The sequence below is a fragment of the Streptomyces sp. NPDC097595 genome, from assembly GCF_044761525.1.
Lineage (GTDB): Bacteria > Actinomycetota > Actinomycetes > Streptomycetales > Streptomycetaceae > Streptomyces > Streptomyces drozdowiczii_A.
Genome location: NZ_JBIWCN010000011.1, coordinates 94,623 through 112,539, shown reverse-complemented (window position 1 = coordinate 112,539; position 17,917 = coordinate 94,623). Strand labels below are relative to the sequence as shown.

Genomic DNA, 17,917 nt, shown 5'->3' with positions numbered 1-17,917 from the left:
TGGAAGCGTCTCGGAAGCGTTACAGGATCAGCATGGAATTTGCGTCGGCGGCGCGCCAGCCGATTGGATGGCCGGTCCGGCGCCGAATCGGCCTGTCCTACCGAGGCTGTAGCGTGACGGGGCAATGCGGCCGGCAGCGAAGCCGGCGACGCAGCAAGGCACCGTGAGACCCCGCGGACGCGCGGACGCGCGGACAGACGCGGACAGATACGACGGCGAGGACTGATGGCACCCGAACCCGAAGCAAACGGCGGCGGCGTTCCGGATGGCACCGATTCCTGGGGCATCGGCGGGGTCGTCGGCGACGGACGCTACCGGCTGACCCACCGGCTCGGCCGGGGCGGCATGGCCGAGGTGTTCGCGGCGGAGGACGTCCGGCTCGGGCGCACCGTCGCGGTGAAGCTGCTCCGCTCCGACCTCGCCGAGGACCCGGTCTCCAAGGCCCGTTTCACGCGCGAGGCGCAGTCGGTCGCCGGGCTCAACCACCACGCGGTCGTCGCCGTGTACGACTCCGGCGAGGACACCGTCGCCGGCCAGACCGTCCCGTACATCGTGATGGAGCTGGTCGAGGGCCGCACCATCCGCGACCTGCTGATCAACGCCGAGGCCCCGCCGCCGGAGCAGGCGCTGATCATCGTCTCCGGGGTCCTGGAGGCGCTGGCCTACTCGCACCAGCACGGCATCGTGCACCGCGACATCAAGCCCGCCAACGTGATCATCACGCACTCCGGCGCGGTCAAGGTGATGGACTTCGGCATCGCCCGCGCGCTGCACGGCGCGCAGTCCACGATGACCCAGACCGGCATGGTCATGGGCACGCCGCAGTACCTCTCCCCCGAGCAGGCGCTCGGCAAGGCCGTCGACCACCGCTCCGACCTGTACGCCACCGGCTGCCTGCTGTACGAACTGCTGGCGCTGCGGCCCCCGTTCACGGGTGAGACGCCGCTGTCCGTGGTGTACCAGCATGTGCAGGACACCCCGGTCCCGCCGTCGAACATCCTGGATTCGGTGCCGCCGGAGCTGGACGGGCTCGTCATGCGCTCGCTGGCGAAGGACCCGGACGACCGCTTCCAGAGCGCCGAGGAGATGCGCGGCCTGGTCCAGTACGGCCTGCAGATGCTCCAGGTGCAGGGCGGCCACACCGGCACGTGGAACACCGGCCCGGTCGTCCTCAACGACGGCCCCGGCACCCCGCCCGGCGGCATGGCCGGCACCCGCGCCATGGGCGGCTACCCGCAGCACGGCGACACCTCGCAGTCCCCGATCCTGCCGCCGATGAACCCGGACGACGGGGGTTACGACGGGGGCAGCACCCGGCAGGGCGGTGGCGGCCGCGGCAAGCTGTGGCTGTTCGTCGTGCTCGCCCTGATCGCGGTCGGTGCGGGCGTGGCCATCGCGCTCAACGCGGCGAACGGCGGCGGCCAGAAGCACGAGAAGCAGCCCACGGAGACCTCCAGCACGCCGACGCCGACGGAGGACTCCCCCACCCCGACGCCCGACGACACCCAGGACGACACCCAGCAGCCGGGCGACAGCACCGGCGGCGGCTGGGACGACGACACCTGGTCGCCGTCGCCCACCCCGAGCGAGACCTCCGAGTCCCCGTCCGCCAGCTCGCCCCAGCCGGGCACGGGCGGCACGGACAACGGCGGCAACGACAACGGCTCCGGCGGGAACGGCAACGGTTCCAACGGAAACGGCGGCAACGGTTCCAACAACGGCGGTACGGGGAACACCGGCAACACCGGTACGACCACCGAGGGCGGCAGCACCGGTACCAGCGACGGCGGCACCACGGGTACCAGCGAGGGCACCGACGCCGGTGCCAGCGAGGGCGCGGCCGAAGGTTCGGAGGGCGCCCCGGGCGGCGTCGCCGAAGGCGCCTCCGCCGGGACGACGGCGGGCACGGCGGGCACGGGAACGGGCAACTGAGCCCCGCTCACTGACCCCCGCTCACCCCGTGAAGGCCGCGCGCACCGCCTCGTACTCACGGGTCCACCAGACCGCCAGGGCCGACACCGCGGGGAACTGCGGGTCGGCCCTCCGGTCGTCCAGGCAGTAGCGCCAGCGCAGTATCCAGAAGTCGTTGAGCCGTTCCCACCAGACCCGGTGCACCGCCGCCGCCAGCTCGCCGGCGTCCGCCCCGGCCGCCCGCCGGTAGGCCCGGGCATAGGCGCGCACCTTCGCCAGGTCCAGAGCGCCGGCCGGCTGCACGAAGAAGATCGCCGCCGCCCGGACCGCCTCCTCCGCCCGGGGCTGGACGGCCAGCCGGTCCCAGTCCAGGATCGCGACCGGGTCGGCGCCCCGGTAGAGCACGTTCAGCGGGTGGAAGTCGCCGTGCACCCAGCCGGTCGCGGGCGCCCCCGGGTCGGGCGGCCGCCGGTCGGCGTACCGTTCCAGCAGAGTGCGCCGCTCGCGCAGCCGGTGCTCGGCGAGCTCGTCGAAGGCGTCCCGCCCGGCGCGTCCGCGCGCGGCGGCGAGCAGGTCGCCGATCAGCGCGAAGGTGTCGGCCGCCTCCGGGCTCGCGTACCCGGGCGGATGCCCGCCGCCGGTCCCCGTGTCGCGCTCGGATCCCATGACCCGCGCAAGACCCGTGTGTACGGCTCCGAGGAGCGTCCCGAGACGCGTCGACTGGGCGAGGGTGAGCTGGGCGCCGCCCCGGTGCAGCCCGTCGACCCAGGGGTGGAGGGCGTAGCAGCGGCCGCCGATCTCGGTGACGGTCTCGCCGTCGCGGGCCCGGACGGGCGGGGCGACGGGCACTCCGAGTGACTGGAGGCGGCGGGTCGCGCGGTGCTGGCGGACGATGGTGGCGCGGGCGCGGGTGGTGTCGTCCGAGTGGTGCTTGAGGAAGTACGAGCCCCGCGTGGTGGACACCCGGTAACCGTGGTTGAGCAGGCCCTGGGAGAGCGGGGTGCAGGTGAGCGGCGTACCGGCGTCCGGGTAGCGGCGGAGCACCTCGCCGACCGGCGGAACCGGCGGGAAGGCGACAGATGAGCGCGACACGCGTCAGATGTTAGATCACGCTGCGTTGCGGATCTGCCGGCTTGCGTGGAAGTCCAGAGTGTGCACCGTGACGAAGTGGGGTTCGAGCCAGAGGTACGAGGGGGCGAACGGCTCGCCGTTGACCTCGACGGGCGGCGGCCCGAAGCGCTCGCGCTGGGCGGGGGTCGGCTCGACGACCCGCGCGGGCCCGGTGAACTGCACGGACCACAGGTCCTCGGTGCCGACGGGGGCGGTGTTGAAGTTGTCCGCGCCGTAGGCCACGACCGCGCCGTCGCATGCGCCGTGGTGGCCGAGCCCGCTGTGCATGCGCAGCACGACGCGCCCGTCGATGACGATGTGCCGGGCCACCGTCAGCATCGGGAGGGCCCGCATGCTGGTCGCCAGCCGGCCGTAGGGGACCCGGCCGAGCAGGTCGATCGCGTGGAGTTCCTCGGTGGACATGCCTTCCACTGTCGGCCAGGGCGTGTGGCCCGTATAAGAGGCCGGGGCCCCCGTTTCGCCGGGACCAAAGTCCCCTCTCAGCGCTTCTCGGCCTGGAGCCGTGCCACGTAGGCGGCGGCCTGCGAGCGGCGCTCCATGCCCAGCTTGGAGAGCAGGCTGGACACGTAGTTCTTGATCGTCTTCTCGGCGAGGTGGAGCCGTTCGCCGATGACCCGGTTGGTCAGCCCCTCGCCGATCAGGTCCAGGATCTTGCGCTCCTGGTCCGTGAGGTTCGCCAGCTTCTCGTCGTCCCGCCCGCGCTTCCCGTCGCGCAGCCGCTCCAGCACGCGCGCGGTCGCGACCGGGTCCAGCAGCGACTTCCCCTCCGCCACGTCCCGTACCGCCGCCAGCAGTTCGTTGCCCCGGATCGCCTTGAGCACATAGCCCGACGCACCCGCCATGATCGCGTCGAACAGCGCCTCGTCATCCGCGTAAGAGGTCAGCATCAGGCAGTGGATGGAGTCGTCCTGCGAGCGGATCTCGCGGCAGACCTCGACCCCGCTGCCGTCCGGCAGGCGGACGTCGAGCACGGCCACATCGGGGTGGACCGCCGGAATCCGCACCAGTGCGTCGGCCGCCGTGCCGGCCTCGCCGACCACCTCGATGTCGTCCTCCATCGAGAGCAGCTCGTGGACCCCGCGCCGGACCACTTCATGATCGTCGAGTAGGAATACGGTGATTTTTCCATTTTCGCGCACAATCGCAGTCTCACACACTCACCCCTTCCCTGCCGCTGCCGGGCGGGATAACGTGCCGTTGTTCCGGCGGCCTGCGAGGCTGTGATCAGTGCTGTGACCAGCGAGGCTTCCCGAATTCCTCGATTTACTTGGATATCCAAGCAAAATCGCAGGTCAGGGAGGGTTTCGCAGATACGGGAACCACTGGGTAACGTGCCTTGGACAGGGCGCTCGCCGGGGCACCTGTCACGCCTGTTTCCCGGACCGAGCGGCACCCACCCCGTGCACGGGTACGGACACAGGCGAGCCGCACTGGTCTCCCGGCAGACCCCGGGGGCCGGACCGACGGAGGAGCACGCACGTGACCGTGGAGAGCACTGCTGCCGCGCGTAAACCGCGACGCAGCAGCAAGCGGACCAGCGCCGCGAAAACGCCCGCGAAGACGCCGGAGGGTTCGACGCCCGAGCTCGTACAGCTGCTGACGCCCGAGGGCGAGCGGGTCGAGCACCCGGACTACTCGATCGACCTGAGCGCGGACGAACTGCGCGCCCTGTACCGGGACATGGTCCTGACCCGCCGCTTCGACGCCGAGGCCACCGCCCTCCAGCGCCAGGGCGAGCTGGGCCTGTGGGCCTCGCTGCTGGGCCAGGAGGCCGCCCAGATCGGCTCCGGCCGGGCCCTGCGCGACGACGACTACGTCTTTCCGACCTACCGTGAGCACGGTGTGGCCTGGTGCCGGGGCGTCGATCCGACCAATCTGCTCGGGATGTTCCGCGGTGTGAACCACGGCGGCTGGGACCCGAACACCAACAATTTCCACCTGTACACGATCGTCATCGGCTCGCAGACCCTGCACGCCACGGGTTACGCCATGGGCGTGGCCAAGGACGGCGCGGACTCGGCCGTGATCGCGTACTTCGGCGACGGCGCCTCCAGCCAGGGCGACGTGGCGGAGGCGTTCACCTTCTCCGCCGTCTACAACGCCCCCGTCGTCTTCTTCTGCCAGAACAACCAGTGGGCGATCTCCGAGCCCACCGAGAAGCAGACCCGGGTGCCGCTCTACCAGCGCGCCCAGGGCTTCGGCTTCCCCGGTGTCCGGGTCGACGGCAACGACGTCCTGGCCTGCCTGGCCGTCACCCGTTCCGCCCTGGAGCGGGCCCGGCGCGGCGAGGGCCCGACCCTGGTCGAGGCGTTCACATACCGCATGGGCGCGCACACCACCTCGGACGACCCGACGAAGTACCGGGCCGACGAGGAGCGCGCGTCCTGGGAGGCGAAGGACCCGATCCTGCGCCTGCGTACGTACCTGGAGAAGCAGGGCGCGGCCGACGAGGCGTTCTTCACCGCCCTGGACGAGGAGAGCGAGACCCTCGGCAAGCGCGTCCGCGAGGCGGTACGGGCGATGCCCGACCCGGACCGGATGGCGATCTTCGACCACGCCTACGCCGATGGCAACCCGCTCGTCGACGAGGAGCGCGCCGAGTTCGCCGCCTACCAGGCATCGTTCGCCGAGGAGGGCGAGTAACCATGGCCGTGGAAAAGATGTCCCTCGCCAAGGCGCTCAACGAGTCGCTGCGCAAGGCCCTCGACACCGACCCGAAGGTCCTCATCATGGGTGAGGACGTCGGCAAGCTCGGCGGCGTCTTCCGGATCACCGACGGCCTCCAGAAGGACTTCGGCGAGGACCGCGTCATCGACACCCCGCTCGCCGAGTCCGGCATCGTCGGTACGGCGATCGGCCTGGCCCTGCGCGGCTACCGGCCCGTCGTGGAGATCCAGTTCGACGGCTTCGTCTTCCCCGCGTACGACCAGATCGTCACGCAGCTCGCGAAGATGCACGCCCGCGCGCTCGGCAAGATCAAGCTCCCGGTCGTCGTGCGCATCCCGTACGGCGGCGGCATCGGCGCCGTCGAGCACCACAGCGAGTCGCCCGAGGCGCTGTTCGCGCACGTCGCGGGGTTGAAGGTGGTCTCCCCGTCCAACGCGTCGGACGCGTACTGGATGATGCAGCAGGCCGTCCAGAGCGACGACCCCATCATCTTCTTCGAGCCGAAGCGGCGCTACTGGGACAAGGGCGAGGTCGACACCGAGTCCATCCCGGGCGCGCTGCACGCGGCCGCCGTCGCCCGCACCGGCACGGACCTCACGCTCGCCGCGTACGGCCCGATGGTCAAGGTCTGCCTGGAGGCCGCCGCGGCCGCCCAGGAGGAGGGCAAGTCGGTGGAGGTCGTGGACCTGCGCTCGATGTCCCCGATCGACTTCGACACCATCCAGGCGTCCGTCGAGAAGACCCGCCGCCTGGTCGTCGTCCACGAGGCGCCCGTCTTCTACGGCTCCGGGGCCGAGATCGCCGCCCGCATCACGGAGCGGTGCTTCTACCACCTGGAGGCGCCCGTGCTGCGGGTCGGCGGCTACCACGCGCCGTACCCGCCGGCGCGCCTGGAGGAGGAGTACCTGCCGGGCCTGGACCGGGTGCTCGACGCCGTCGACCGCTCGCTGGCGTACTGAGGAGAGAGGAGCGTGACCACGATGACCGACACTTCCAACGCTGCTCGCTTCCGTGAGTTCAAGATGCCCGACGTGGGCGAGGGACTGACCGAGGCCGAGATCCTCAAGTGGTACGTACAGCCCGGCGACACCGTCACGGACGGCCAGGTCGTTTGTGAGGTCGAGACCGCGAAGGCCGCCGTCGAGCTGCCGATCCCGTTCGACGGCGTCGTCCACGAACTGCGCTTCCCCGAGGGCACCACGGTCGACGTGGGCCAGGTGATCATCGCGGTGGACGTGGCGCCGGGGTCGGGAGACCCCGTTGCCGAGGAGCCCGCCGCCGCCCCGGCCCCCGAGGCCGAGGCGCCCAAGGGCCGCCAGCCCGTCCTGGTGGGTTACGGGGTGGCCGAGTCCTCCACGAAGCGCCGGGCCCGCAAGGGCGCCGAGACCGCGCCCCCGGCCGCCGCGCCCGCCGCGGTGCAGGCCGAGCTCAACGGGCAGGGCACGGCCGCGATTCCGGAGGCCCGTCCGCTGGCCAAGCCGCCGGTCCGCAAGCTCGCGAAGGACCTGGGCATCGACCTGGCGACGGTCACCCCGACCGGCGTCGGCGGTGTCATCACGCGCGAGGACGTGCACGCGGCGGCGACACCGGAGGCACCTGCGGCTCCTTCGGCGCCGTCCGTGGCGCCTGTGGTCGCGGAAGCGGAAGTTCCTGTTCAGCAGGGTGCCCGCGAGACGCGTATCCCGGTCAAGGGCGTCCGCAAGGCGATCGCGCAGGCGATGGTCGGCAGCGCGTTCACCGCTCCGCACGTCACCGAGTTCGTGACCGTCGACGTGACGCGCACGATGAAGCTCGTGGCGGAGCTGAAGGAGGACAAGGACATGGCGGGGGTGCGGGTCAACCCGCTCCTCGTCATCGCCAAGGCCCTCCTGGTCGCGATCAAGCGGAACCCCGGGGTCAACGCGGTCTGGGACGAGGCGAACCAGGAGATCGTCCAGAAGCACTACGTGAACCTGGGCATCGCCGCCGCCACCCCGCGCGGCCTGATCGTCCCGAACATCAAGGACGCCCACGACCAGACGCTGCCGCAGCTGGCCGCGTCCCTGGGTGAGCTGGTCGCCACGGCCCGGGACGGCAAGACGTCCCCGGCCGCGATGGCGGGCGGCACGGTGACCATCACCAACGTGGGCGTCTTCGGCGTCGACACCGGTACGCCGATCCTCAACCCGGGCGAGTCCGCGATCCTCGCGGTCGGCGCGATCAAGCTCCAGCCGTGGGTCCACAAGGGCAAGGTGAAGCCCCGTCAGGTGACCACGCTGGCCCTGTCGTTCGACCACCGTCTCATCGACGGCGAGCTGGGCTCCAAGTTCCTGGCGGACATCGCCGCGATCCTGGAGCAGCCGAAGCGGCTGATCACCTGGGCGTAGTCGTCCGTACGAGGGGCCCGCGCGAGGTTCGCGCGGGCCCCTCGGCTTTGTAACAAGGGTGTATGAGACACCGGTTGGGCGCAACGGGTACCCGCCCCGGACGGTTCTTGCTGATCGGAACTGTCAACGGATACCGAGGACGAAACGATGCGCGCTCACAAGATCACCTTCGCCGCCCTGGCCGTCGCCGCAGGACTCTCGCTCACGGCCTGCCAGAACGACGACGATGCCGCGGCGCAGACCGACCCGTCGTCCGTGGCGACCGCGTCCCCGTCCAGCGGTGATTCGGGCTCGGGCGGCTCGGACCCGGCCTCCCCCGAGGCGAGTTCCGGCGGGAAGGACGACTCTGCCGGGACCGGGACCGACCAGTCCGGCACGGCCGCCAAGTGCCGCACCGACGGGCTGAAGATCACGGCGATCGACAACTTCATCGACGGCGACCGCGACGGGACCGTCGCGGTGGAGATGAAGAACACCAGTGGTCAGGACTGTGTGATCGCGGGATTCGCGGGCGTCGACCTGAAGACCGACGCGGGAACGCTGTCCGCCGAGCGCAAGGGTGAGCCCGGAGATCCGTACGTCCTCAAGAGCGGGAAGTCGATCGCCTTCTCCGTCACCTACCCGCTGAACGAGACGGGGGGCTCCGGCGTCCGCATCACCGGCCTGGTGGTGACCCCGCCCAACGAGACGAAGCCGGTCACCCTCCCCTGGCCGGGCAAGCCCTCGCTGCCCGTCACGGACGGTTCCGGCGACCCGGTGAGGGTCGGCCCGATCGGCAGCGCGGGGCAGGGCGGCTGAGCCGTACGCTTCGTCCGGCGTCCACCGGAGGCCCGGCGCGGTAGCGGCGTTCGTCCCGGCGCCGGGCCCGGGCGGTCAACCGGCCCCGCCGCAGAGCTGGGCGGTCAGGGTCGTACGGGCCCACTCCTCCCAGGCGTCGGGCGCCCATCCCCGGTCGCGGACGAGGACCAGGTACAACTCCGGGCTGAGCAGCCCGTACAGCAGGTCGGCGGCGCGGTCCGCGTCGACGCCGGGGAGCACGTCGGGCTTACGGACCAGCGCCTCGGCCGCCGCGCGCTGGACGACGTAACGCGGGTCCGGGTCCGCCGGCCACTGCGCGGCGATCTCCGGATCCGTCGCGGAGGCCGTCGCGATGACCGGCACGATCGGTGCGACCCTGCCGAGGATCTCGCGCACGCCCTTTACGTGGGCGGCTACTTGTTCCCTCGCGGTACGTGCGGCGCAGGCGTCGCGGAACCAGTCCCGGTTCATCGTGGCGACCGGTTCGGCGTCGCCCGCGATCGTCGTGTCGACGACGTCCTTGAACAGCGCGCGCTTGTTCCGGAACACGAAGTACACGGTCTGGACGGCCACACCGGCGCGGTCCGCCACCTCCTGGAGGCTCGTCGCCCCGTACCCCTGCGCGACGAACAGCTCCCGTGCCGCCGTGACGATCTTCTCCCGGGTGAGCCGTGAACGCTCCGCCCGCCCGTCGGGGCGCTTGGCGTTCCGCGTGCCGGGTCCCTTGACGCTGTCCATGGTGCGAGCCTATATCTAGAGTCGAACACTGAAGTTCGACTCTAGTATTCTGGAGGAGCGATGAGTGAGCCCAGCACGGCCGCCGAACTCGACCAGGAGGCCGCCGTACGACGCATGCTGGAGGACTACTACCGGGACGGTGCTCCGCCGTGGGACACCGGTGTCACCCCGCCCGAACTCGTCGCCCTGGTGGAGGGGCCCGGCGCGCCCGGGCCGGGACGTGCCCTGGAGCTCGGCTGCGGCATGGGGACCAATGCGGTGTACCTGGCCCGCCACGGCTGGCGGGTGACGGCCGTCGATCTGGTCGACCGTGCGGTGCGGCAGGCGAGGGAGCGGGCCGAGGCGGCCGGTGTCGACGTCGACATCCTCTGCGGGGACGCCACCCGGCTCGGCGAGGTGGGTGCGCCCGGCCCGTACGACCTGTTCTTCGACCTGAGCTGCTACTGCGGCATCCCCGCGCACCGCCGCGACGCGTACGCGGCCGGCCTCACGGAGCGGGCCGCCCCGGGGGCGACGCTGCTGATGTTCGGGTACGGGCCCGACGTGTTCGACGACCCGATCTCGGGCGTCACCGCCGACGAGCTGGAGACCCGGTTCGCGGGGTGGCGCCTGACCGACGTGACCCCGGGCACGAATCCGTTCCCGACGTTCTGGTTCACGCTGCGGCGCGAGGTCGCGGGGTGACGGTGGCGAGGCGCAGTTCGGCGAACACGGTCTTCCCGACGGTGTGGGGCTCGACGCCCCATCGGTCGGCGACGGCGTCCACGATGACGAGCCCCCGCCCGTAGCACTCGTCGCCGCCGGCCGCCCGAATCCCGGGCAGCCGCTCACCCCGGGGGTCGGTGACCTCCACGCGGAGGGCGGCACTGGTGAGGACGACCCGCACCCGGATGAGCCGCCCCCGCAGGCTGCCGTGGATCAGCGCGTTGGTGGCCAACTCGGATACGAGGAGGGCGACTTCCCCGGCGCGCTCGGGGTGCCCCCAGGCGGTGACGAGCCGCGCGGCACGTCGCCGGGCGAGGGTGACGCTGCGGGCGGTGGGGGTGTAGTCGAGCCGGTCCTCGTGGAGTGGGGGGTTGCTGTCGGGGAGGGCTTGGGCTGCGGTCATAGCGGGGGCCTCTCTGGGTGGAGCGGTGGCATTGCCGGCCGGTGCCTGTGCAGGCACGGCGGTGCGCTTCCGCTGCGTATCACTGCGTGATCTGCGTGCAACCGAAAGTAGTGGAGCCTGCGCATGGGCAGCAAGTGATTCGCGCAGAGAATTTTCTGCCCTAATTGGTGTTCGAGGGATCGGAGCTTCAGACTGAGGCGGACCGCGTGGGAGGGAGTGGGCTGTGGCGGGTAGCAATCCGGATCGGGGCCGTACGGTCTCCACCGTGCTCGGACGCCGCCTGGGCGGCGAGCTGCTGCGCATGCGGGAGGCGCGTTCGTTGCGCCAGGCGCACGCGGCGGAGGCGCTGACCGCGTCGGTCGCCAAGGTCGCGAAGATCGAGCGCGGGCTTGTGCCCATGCGGGACCCGGACGTCAGGGCCCTCTGCCACCTCTACGGCGAGACCGACGAGACCACGGTGGGCAGGCTGCTGGCGCTCGCCAAGACCGACCGCGAACGCCGCAAGGCCAGCGGCTGGTGGAACCAGTACCCGGGACTCGACGCGATGGTCGAGTACGTGGCGCTGGAGGACATCGCCACGGGGCTGCGGACTTGGCAACTGGCCATCGTGCCGGGGCTCCTGCAAACCGCCGACTACGCCCGTGCGCTGGCCGTGGGCAACGGGTCCTGGGAGGACCCGGACGAGATCGAACCCTTCGTCGAGGCCCGTATGGCCCGGCAGGCCCGCCTTACCGGTGACCGCCCGCTGGAGCTGTGGGCGCTCGTTCAGGAGAGCGCGCTGCGCCAACTCGTCGGCGGGCGACAGGTGATGAGGGAGCAGCTCGGCCACCTGATGGACATGGCCCGCCGCCCGAACGTGAGACTCCAGATCATGCCCTACCTCGCGGGTGCGCACCCCGGCATGACGAGCGCGTTCACCATCGTGTCCTTCGCCGAACCCGGGGCGCTCGATGTGGTCCACATGGATACCACCTCGACCACTCTGTGGCTGGAGAGCGATACTGATGCCGAGCGCCATGACCGGCTCTTCGATCGCATGACGCGAGTCGCGCTCGCACAGCGCAACTCGCTTGTGCTCATCGACGGAATCCTCAAGGAGCTGTAGACCGCGTGCCCGCGTATGAGTTCGTCAAGTCCAGCTACAGCGGCGGGAACAATGGTCAGGAGTGCGTAGAGGTGGCCCGTAACGTCCCCGGCACCGTCGCCGTCCGCGACTCGAAGCGGGCCGCCGGGCCCGTCCTCGTACTCAACCCCACCGCGTGGAACGCCTTCCAGGCCGCGCTGCGCCGGCAGCAACCGTGACCGACTGCCAGCCGCCGTCATGGTGATGCTCGGCCCGCCCGAGCACCGTTTCGGGGACTCAGCCGCGTGGGACCGGCTGCTCTCTCATAGGGTCCAGCCGCGTCGCCAGCCGATGCTTTCGCGTACTCGGCCCACGTCCTCGGCCGAGAGGGCGACACGTTGCACAAAGACTGTCCATCGCCAGGGCCCCTCTTCCCACTCGTAGGCATGCACGATGAGGTCCGGGTCGTCCTCCGGGTACCAGGCGGCGCCAGGCCAGCCGTACGTGAAGGGCGGGGCCAGGCGTGGCTGGCGGATGATGACGGCCTCTGGGCCGACGCCATCGCGTACGGGTAGCAGGTCCACGGCAACCATGCCGGTCGCGGGGTCCCCGTCGCGATAGGCGACCTCGTCCAGGGGCCAGGGCCACCAGTCGAGGTAGGGCAGCAGAGGTTCATCGTGCTGATAGCGCTCGGCCCAACGGTGTTCCCGAGCGGATGCCAGCGCATCCGGGTCGTCTTTGGCTTCTTCTTCCACCACCGACGTCACCCTTTTCCTGTGGTCGAGCCAGGCCGCGTAACCCGCACTGCCAGCACCGCCACATCATCCCGCTGCGGGATCTCCGCGAGGCCGGTGGAGAGGGTCTGGAGGAGGAGGGGGAGGGGTTTGTCGGCGTGGTGGGACAGGAGCGCGGCCGTGTGGGCGGTGCTCGCGTCGATGTCCGTGTCGCGGCGTTCGACCAGGCCGTCCGTGTACAGGAGGAGCACGCTGCCCGGGGGCAGGTCGTGGGTGTGGTCCTCGCGGGGTGGGGCGTCCGGCAGGCCGAGCAGGAGGAGGTCGTGGTCGGTCAGAGGCGTGACGCCCGCGCCCGGGGTGTAGAGGAGCGGCGAGGGGTGTCCGGCGTTGGACCAGGTAAGGCGCCAGCGGTCGGCGTCGAGGTCGAGGCGGGCGTGGACCGCTGTGGCGCCCATGCCGAGGGGCAGGACGCCGATGGCCTTGTCGATGGCGTGCAGGGCGGCGGCGGGCGAGTGGGCCGGGTCGTCCAGGCTGGCCTGGCGGAGCATGCTGCGGATCTGGCCCATCACGGTGGCGGCCCGGACATCGTGGCCGATCACGTCACCGATCGAGATCATGAGCGACGCGGGCAGCGGATACGCGTCGTACCAGTCCCCGCCCACCATGTCCTGGTCGGCGGCGGGCAGATACAGGGCCGCCATGTCCAGGCCGGGCACCTCCGGCAGCTCCGTCAGCATCGCGGCCTGGAGCTGCTCCGCGGTGCTGAGCCGGTTCGCGACGAAGCGGGTGCGCTCCACGGCCTGGCTCACGTACGCCGCCACCGTGGTGAGCACCGCCTCCTCGGTCGGCGCCATGACGTGCGGGCGGGACCAGCACCACGTCAGCACGCCGTGGCCGTTCGGCAGCGGGACGCACAGCACGGACTGGAGGCCCAGCGAGTCGTATCCGGCGACGGCCTCGGGCCCGAAGCCGGCCACCAGCGCCGCGTGGTCCGGGACGAAGACGGTGCGCTGTTCGCGCATGGCCTGCGCGCTGGGGAAGTCCGCGTCCCGGCCGAGCCGGTGGAGGGTGCTCTCCACCGGTCGCGCGTCGTCCGGGTCGATCACCCGCCACAGCCCCGGGCCGTCGGCCAGCATCAGGCCCACGAACGCGGGCTCGGCGGGCCCCTTGAACAGGTGGCGCAGGCGGCGGGTCAGGTCCGTGAGATCGCGGGCATGGGCGAGCTCGATCGAGGCGCGCAGCAGGAGACCGGCGTGGTCGCGGTCCCGCTGGATCAGCTCCGAGGCGATCCGCAGCCGCAGCTCCATCGAGCAGGCGGCAGTGAGGTCTTCGAGGTCGTGCAGCTCGTCCGCCGTCCACTCCCGGGGCCGGTGGTCGATCGCGCAGAGCGAGCCCAGGACGTGCCCGTCGGCGTCGGTGAGCGGCATGCCGGCGTACGCGATCACCTGGAGGTCGGGGATGGCGAGGCTGGCGCAGGTACGGGGATGCGCCCGGGTGTCGCTGAGGATCAGCGGCTTGCCGTCCGCGACGACGTGCTGGCAGAAGGAGTGGCTCAGCGGGGTCTCGCGCCGGTCCGCCCAGTGGCCGGACAACCCGACCATGCCGGGGAACACCTGCCGGTCCGCCTCCAGCAGCGAGACCAGGGACACGGGGACGCGCAGGACGCGCGTGACCAGCCGCGCGAACCGGTCCATGCCGGGATCGGCCGCCGCGGTCAGCCCCGCCAGCCGCAGCGCCTCAAGCCTCCCGGGGTCCCTCACCCCACGGCCCCCGGCCGGGCGGGCGGGAACGGCGCGATGTCCACAAAGCGCATTTTACGAATATACGGTCGATGGTCCGCGCTGTCCTGGCCTGCGCCTCAGCCCCGCCGGGCCTCCGTGTCGCCGTTGACCGTGCGCAGGGTGAGCCGGTGCGCGTCGTCCGAGCGCTCGGCGACCGGGATGTCCGAGGTCGAGCGGCCATTGACGGTGTGCGCCTCGGTGGCGTACGGGGGAGTGCCGGCCGGGAGCGTGACGCGCGCGGAGCCGTTGCGGGTCACGCCGCTGAGCGTGCCCGGCGAGGTGGCGCACCCCAGGTCGACGTCCCCGTTGACCGTCTCCGCCTCGACGCCGGCGCCCTTGAGGCCGGTCGCGCGGACGGACCCGTTCCGGGTCACCAGGTGCTGGCGGGCGTCCTTCGTGCCGGAGTCCTGCACGGTGACGTCGCCGTTGACGGTGCTCAGGCTCAGCCCGCCCCGTACGTCGCTGACGTCGATGCCGGCGTTGCGCGCCCGCACGGTGAGCGAGACCCCGGCGGGCACGCGGACGAGCGGCATCCCGCCGCAGTTCGCCCTGGCCCGGTCGTCGCCCTCGTCGCAGGGCAGGTCGAGCGTGTACGTATCCCCGTCCCCGTCGTCCCCGTGGGCATCGTCCCCGTGGGCGAGGACCGAGTCGTCCACCGTGACACGGTCGCCGTCCGTCCCGACGACGCGCACCCCGCCCTGGGTGGTGATGACGAGCCGGGCGCCCTGCGCGAGGGAGGCCGTCCGGAATTCCGCTCCCGGCCGCCCGTCCGTGCCGCCGCGCCCGTCCGGCCCGCCGTGCCCGCAGGCGGTCAGCACCAGCAGCGCGCACCCGGCCAGGATGGCCCCGCCCTTCGCTCCACTCCGCGATGAGGTCATAGGAGGCGTGTGCCCCGGAAGCGGGGGTCTACGGCTCAGATGATCATCGGGCTGCGGCGGCTCCACCCGGACGGCATCGCGGCAGACGCCGTGCTGCCGTCCGGAGTGCTCGGCCGGTCTCCCTGTGCTGCACCTCCTGGGCCGCCGTTTACGCCTCAGACGTCATCGGCGACGACGGGCCGGGTGGCGTGGCGCGCACTACGCCGGCGTGCTGGGGGCCTACCGGGCGCGCAGCGCCTCCGTGCCCGCGTACCGGGCGCCCGCGCCGAGCTCCTCCTCGATGCGGATCAGCTGGTTGTACTTCGCGGTGCGGTCGGACCGGGACAGGGAGCCCGTCTTGATCTGGCCGCAGCCCGTGGCGACGGCGAGGTCCGCGATCGTGGTGTCCTCCGTTTCGCCGGAGCGGTGGGACATGACGACCGTGTAGCCGGCGCGGTGCGCGGTGGAGACCGTGGTCATCGCCTCCGTCAGGGTGCCGATCTGGTTGACCTTCACCAGGATCGAGTTGGCGACCCCGGAGGCGATGCCCTCGCGGAGCAGCGTGTCGTTGGTGCAGAACACGTCGTCGCCCGTGAGCTGGCAGCGGTCGCCGACGCGGGCGGTCAGCTCGCGCCAGCCGTCGAGGTCGTCCTCGGCCATCGCGTCCTCGACCGACACGACGGGGTAGGCGTCGATCAGTTTCACCAGGTAGTCCGCGTGCTCCGCCGGGGTGCGGCGTACGCCTTCGCCCGCGTAGTCGTACACCCCGTCGCGGAAGAACTCCGACGTCGCCGGGTCCATGACCAGCCCGATGTCGGTGCCCGGCCGGTACCCCGTGCGCTCGACGGCCGCCACGACGAAGTCCAGCGCCTCTTCGGCCGTACGGAGGGCGGGCGCGAAGCCGCCCTCGTCGCCGACGCCCGTGGAGTGGCCGGCGGCGAGCAGGTCGCGGCGCAGGGTGTGGAAGACCTCCGAGCCCATGCGGACCGCTTCGGCGAAGGTCTCCGCGCCGATCGGGGCGATCATGAACTCCTGGAAGTCCAGCGGATTGTCGGCGTGGGCGCCCCCGTTGACGATGTTCATCATCGGGACGGGCAGCAGCCGGGCGTCCGACCCGCCCAGGTACCGGTAGAGCGGCAGGCGGTGCGCGGCGGCGGCGGCCTTGGCGGCGGCCAGCGAGACGCCCAGGATCGCGTTGGCGCCGAGCCGGGACTTCGCGGCGGTGCCGTCGGCCGCGACGAGCGCGGCGTCCAGCCCGGCCTGGTCCTCCGCGTCCCGGCCGAGCACGGCCTCGGTGAGCTCGGTGTTGACGTGGCGCACGGCCCGGTCCACGCCCTTGCCGTGCCAGCGGGCCGGGTCGCCGTCGCGCAGTTCCACGGCCTCGCGGGCGCCGGTCGACGCCCCGGAGGGGACCGCGGCCCGGCCGGGCGAGCCGTCCGACAGGACCACGTCCACCTCGACGGTGGGGTTGCCCCGGCTGTCCAGGACGCGGCGGCCGGTGACGGAAGTGATGGCGGTCATGGGAGTCCTTCCCGTTGTCGCGTGCCGCGGTCCGGCTGCGACGACAGTGGCGCGGGACCCGGCGAGAACGACTCTACAGCAATGCTGTTCAGTACAGCTGTGCAGTTGTGCTGAACAGCATTGCTGTGTGTGCCACTGTCCTGATTCCGACCCCGCGTTAAAGTGCGGTATGCCCCTCCCGGAATCCGCCTCCATCGCCGCCGAGCTGCGCACAGCGATGGGCAAGCTCACCCGTCGCGTGAAGCTTGAGGACCAGATGCCGCTCGGTCAGGTGGCCGTGCTCGGCGAGCTGGACCGTAACGGCGCCCTGACCACCAGCGAGCTCGCCGCCAACCAGCGCGTGCGGCCGCAGTCGATGGCGCGCGCGGTCGGGCTGCTGATGGACCAGGGGCTGATCACCCGCCGCGCCCACCCCACCGACGGTCGCAAGAGCCTGGTCGAACTGTCGGAGGCCGGGCGCGCCCTCCTGGAGGAGGAGCGGGAGCGCCGGGCCGACTGGCTGGCCCGCGCGATCGACGCGGAACTGAGCGAGGAGGAGCGCGCGTTGCTGGCCCGCGCGATCGGGCTCGTCGGGCGGCTCGCCGCGCACTGACGGTGGTGCGGGGGCCGGTGCTTCGCGGCGCCGGCCCCCGCCGCCTCATCGCCTCACCGCTTCAGCAGGAAGCCGAAGTCCGTCGACGTCCGCCCGGTCAGGCGGACCGGCGAGACGAGCTTCCCCTCGGCCAGCAGGCGTTCCGTCTCGCCCCGCGAGAGGCCGAAGCCGTCCGCGACCAGGCGCAGCGGGCGGACGGGGACGGGCGCGTCGAAGCGGACCGACACCTCGGCCACCTCGCGGTCCAGGTGATCCGCGCCCCCGGTGTCCAGGCGCCAGGCGCCCGTCCAGTCGAGGGCGATGCGGTTGCGGCGCCGCACGACGCCGTCCCGGAGGAGTTCGCCGGCCAGGACCGGGTCGTTGGCGTGCATCCGGTCCAGCAGCTCAGGTCGTACGGAGCGGACGTGCGTGCGCTCCAGGACCGTGACCTTGGTGGTGTCCCCGCACCCCGTGCAGAGCGCGAGGAGCCAGGCGTCGAGCAGCTTGTGGTTCGCGTTGACGCGGAACTTGCCGTGCGCCCGGAAGGTGCCGGACGCGCAGGCGTGGCAGCGGCGCAGGACGAGGGGCAGGCGTGTGGGCATGACGGCCCAATGGGTGAGCACAGGTGTACACCGGTTTCCGTGTGAGAAATCCGCAGCGGGAAGCGGCAC

Annotated in this window: 19 protein-coding genes; 9 read left to right on the top strand and 10 right to left on the bottom strand. The window is 71.7% G+C overall.

Features of this window, described 5'->3' with window-relative positions:
* The first annotated feature begins 225 nt into the window (after positions 1-225).
* On the top strand, positions 226-1,932 hold the full coding sequence (locus ACIQZN_RS19005; protein WP_403994791.1) for a protein kinase: 1,707 nt from the start codon (positions 226-228) through the stop codon (positions 1,930-1,932).
* Between the two features lie 21 nt (positions 1,933-1,953).
* Here the strand turns inward: ACIQZN_RS19005 and ACIQZN_RS19000 are convergent, their stop codons facing one another.
* The 3 genes from ACIQZN_RS19000 to ACIQZN_RS18990 all read right to left on the bottom strand — a co-directional run bounded on the left by ACIQZN_RS19000 (position 1,954) and on the right by ACIQZN_RS18990 (position 4,181).
* Positions 1,954-2,955, bottom strand: a complete 1,002-nt coding sequence (locus tag ACIQZN_RS19000) for a phosphotransferase (protein WP_403995115.1) — start codon at positions 2,953-2,955, stop codon at positions 1,954-1,956.
* 63 nt (positions 2,956-3,018) lie between these two features.
* Positions 3,019-3,444 (bottom strand): pyridoxamine 5'-phosphate oxidase family protein, encoded by a 426-nt coding sequence (locus tag ACIQZN_RS18995; protein ID WP_391264968.1) that lies wholly within the window; start codon positions 3,442-3,444, stop codon positions 3,019-3,021.
* 77 nt (positions 3,445-3,521) lie between these two features.
* Entirely contained in the window at positions 3,522-4,181 is a 660-nt protein-coding gene (locus tag ACIQZN_RS18990; protein WP_403994787.1) for a response regulator, read from the bottom strand.
* A gap of 340 nt (positions 4,182-4,521) precedes the next feature.
* Here ACIQZN_RS18990 and pdhA point away from each other — a divergent pair, with 340 nt between their 5' ends.
* The 4 genes from pdhA to ACIQZN_RS18970 all read left to right on the top strand — a co-directional run bounded on the left by pdhA (position 4,522) and on the right by ACIQZN_RS18970 (position 8,873).
* Entirely contained in the window at positions 4,522-5,685 is a 1,164-nt protein-coding gene (pdhA, locus tag ACIQZN_RS18985) for a pyruvate dehydrogenase (acetyl-transferring) E1 component subunit alpha (RefSeq protein ID WP_403994784.1), read from the top strand.
* Between the two features lie 2 nt (positions 5,686-5,687).
* A complete protein-coding gene (locus ACIQZN_RS18980) occupies positions 5,688-6,668 on the top strand; it encodes an alpha-ketoacid dehydrogenase subunit beta (RefSeq protein WP_403994781.1) in 981 nt (326 codons plus the stop codon).
* A 12-nt stretch (positions 6,669-6,680) separates the two neighbouring features.
* A complete protein-coding gene (locus ACIQZN_RS18975; protein WP_403994778.1) occupies positions 6,681-8,075 on the top strand; it encodes a dihydrolipoamide acetyltransferase family protein in 1,395 nt (464 codons plus the stop codon).
* Positions 8,076-8,222: 147 nt separating this feature from the next.
* Entirely contained in the window at positions 8,223-8,873 is a 651-nt protein-coding gene (locus ACIQZN_RS18970; RefSeq protein ID WP_403994775.1) for a DUF4232 domain-containing protein, read from the top strand.
* 75 nt (positions 8,874-8,948) lie between these two features.
* Here ACIQZN_RS18970 and ACIQZN_RS18965 read toward each other — a convergent pair whose 3' ends face one another.
* Positions 8,949-9,611 carry a TetR/AcrR family transcriptional regulator gene (locus ACIQZN_RS18965; protein WP_403994773.1) on the bottom strand — a complete coding sequence of 221 codons (663 nt, stop codon included), beginning with the start codon at positions 9,609-9,611 and terminating at the stop codon, positions 8,949-8,951.
* Between the two features lie 60 nt (positions 9,612-9,671).
* Between ACIQZN_RS18965 and ACIQZN_RS18960 the strand changes: the two genes are divergently transcribed.
* A complete protein-coding gene (locus ACIQZN_RS18960; RefSeq protein WP_403994770.1) occupies positions 9,672-10,295 on the top strand; it encodes a class I SAM-dependent methyltransferase in 624 nt (207 codons plus the stop codon).
* On the opposite strand, the gene ACIQZN_RS18955 is transcribed toward ACIQZN_RS18960, so the two are convergent.
* On the bottom strand, positions 10,267-10,719 hold the full coding sequence (locus tag ACIQZN_RS18955; protein WP_403994767.1) for an ATP-binding protein: 453 nt from the start codon (positions 10,717-10,719) through the stop codon (positions 10,267-10,269). The genes ACIQZN_RS18960 and ACIQZN_RS18955 overlap by 29 nt on opposite strands.
* A gap of 223 nt (positions 10,720-10,942) precedes the next feature.
* Between ACIQZN_RS18955 and ACIQZN_RS18950 the strand changes: the two genes are divergently transcribed.
* Complete coding sequence (locus tag ACIQZN_RS18950; protein WP_403994764.1) at positions 10,943-11,824, top strand: helix-turn-helix domain-containing protein; 882 nt, start codon at positions 10,943-10,945, stop codon at positions 11,822-11,824.
* Positions 11,825-11,829: 5 nt separating this feature from the next.
* Entirely contained in the window at positions 11,830-12,021 is a 192-nt protein-coding gene (locus tag ACIQZN_RS18945) for a DUF397 domain-containing protein (RefSeq protein WP_403994761.1), read from the top strand.
* Positions 12,022-12,105: 84 nt separating this feature from the next.
* Here ACIQZN_RS18945 and ACIQZN_RS18940 read toward each other — a convergent pair whose 3' ends face one another.
* The 4 genes from ACIQZN_RS18940 to eno form a co-directional block, all read right to left on the bottom strand.
* On the bottom strand, positions 12,106-12,549 hold the full coding sequence (locus ACIQZN_RS18940) for a hypothetical protein (RefSeq protein WP_403994758.1): 444 nt from the start codon (positions 12,547-12,549) through the stop codon (positions 12,106-12,108).
* Entirely contained in the window at positions 12,546-14,276 is a 1,731-nt protein-coding gene (locus ACIQZN_RS18935; RefSeq protein ID WP_403994755.1) for a GAF domain-containing SpoIIE family protein phosphatase, read from the bottom strand. The genes ACIQZN_RS18940 and ACIQZN_RS18935 overlap by 4 nt, the downstream gene beginning before the upstream one ends.
* Positions 14,277-14,374: 98 nt before the next feature.
* Complete coding sequence (locus ACIQZN_RS18930; RefSeq protein ID WP_403994752.1) at positions 14,375-15,175, bottom strand: DUF4097 family beta strand repeat-containing protein; 801 nt, start codon at positions 15,173-15,175, stop codon at positions 14,375-14,377.
* A gap of 219 nt (positions 15,176-15,394) precedes the next feature.
* Positions 15,395-16,675, bottom strand: coding sequence for a phosphopyruvate hydratase (eno, locus tag ACIQZN_RS18925; RefSeq protein ID WP_403994749.1), 1,281 nt, complete (start codon positions 16,673-16,675; stop codon positions 15,395-15,397).
* Positions 16,676-16,844: 169 nt separating this feature from the next.
* Between eno and ACIQZN_RS18920 the strand changes: the two genes are divergently transcribed.
* Positions 16,845-17,267 (top strand): MarR family winged helix-turn-helix transcriptional regulator, encoded by a 423-nt coding sequence (locus tag ACIQZN_RS18920; RefSeq protein ID WP_018101980.1) that lies wholly within the window; start codon positions 16,845-16,847, stop codon positions 17,265-17,267.
* 53 nt (positions 17,268-17,320) lie between these two features.
* Here ACIQZN_RS18920 and ACIQZN_RS18915 read toward each other — a convergent pair whose 3' ends face one another.
* A complete protein-coding gene (locus ACIQZN_RS18915; RefSeq protein ID WP_403994746.1) occupies positions 17,321-17,869 on the bottom strand; it encodes a DUF1062 domain-containing protein in 549 nt (182 codons plus the stop codon).
* Between the last annotated feature and the right edge of the window lie 48 nt (positions 17,870-17,917).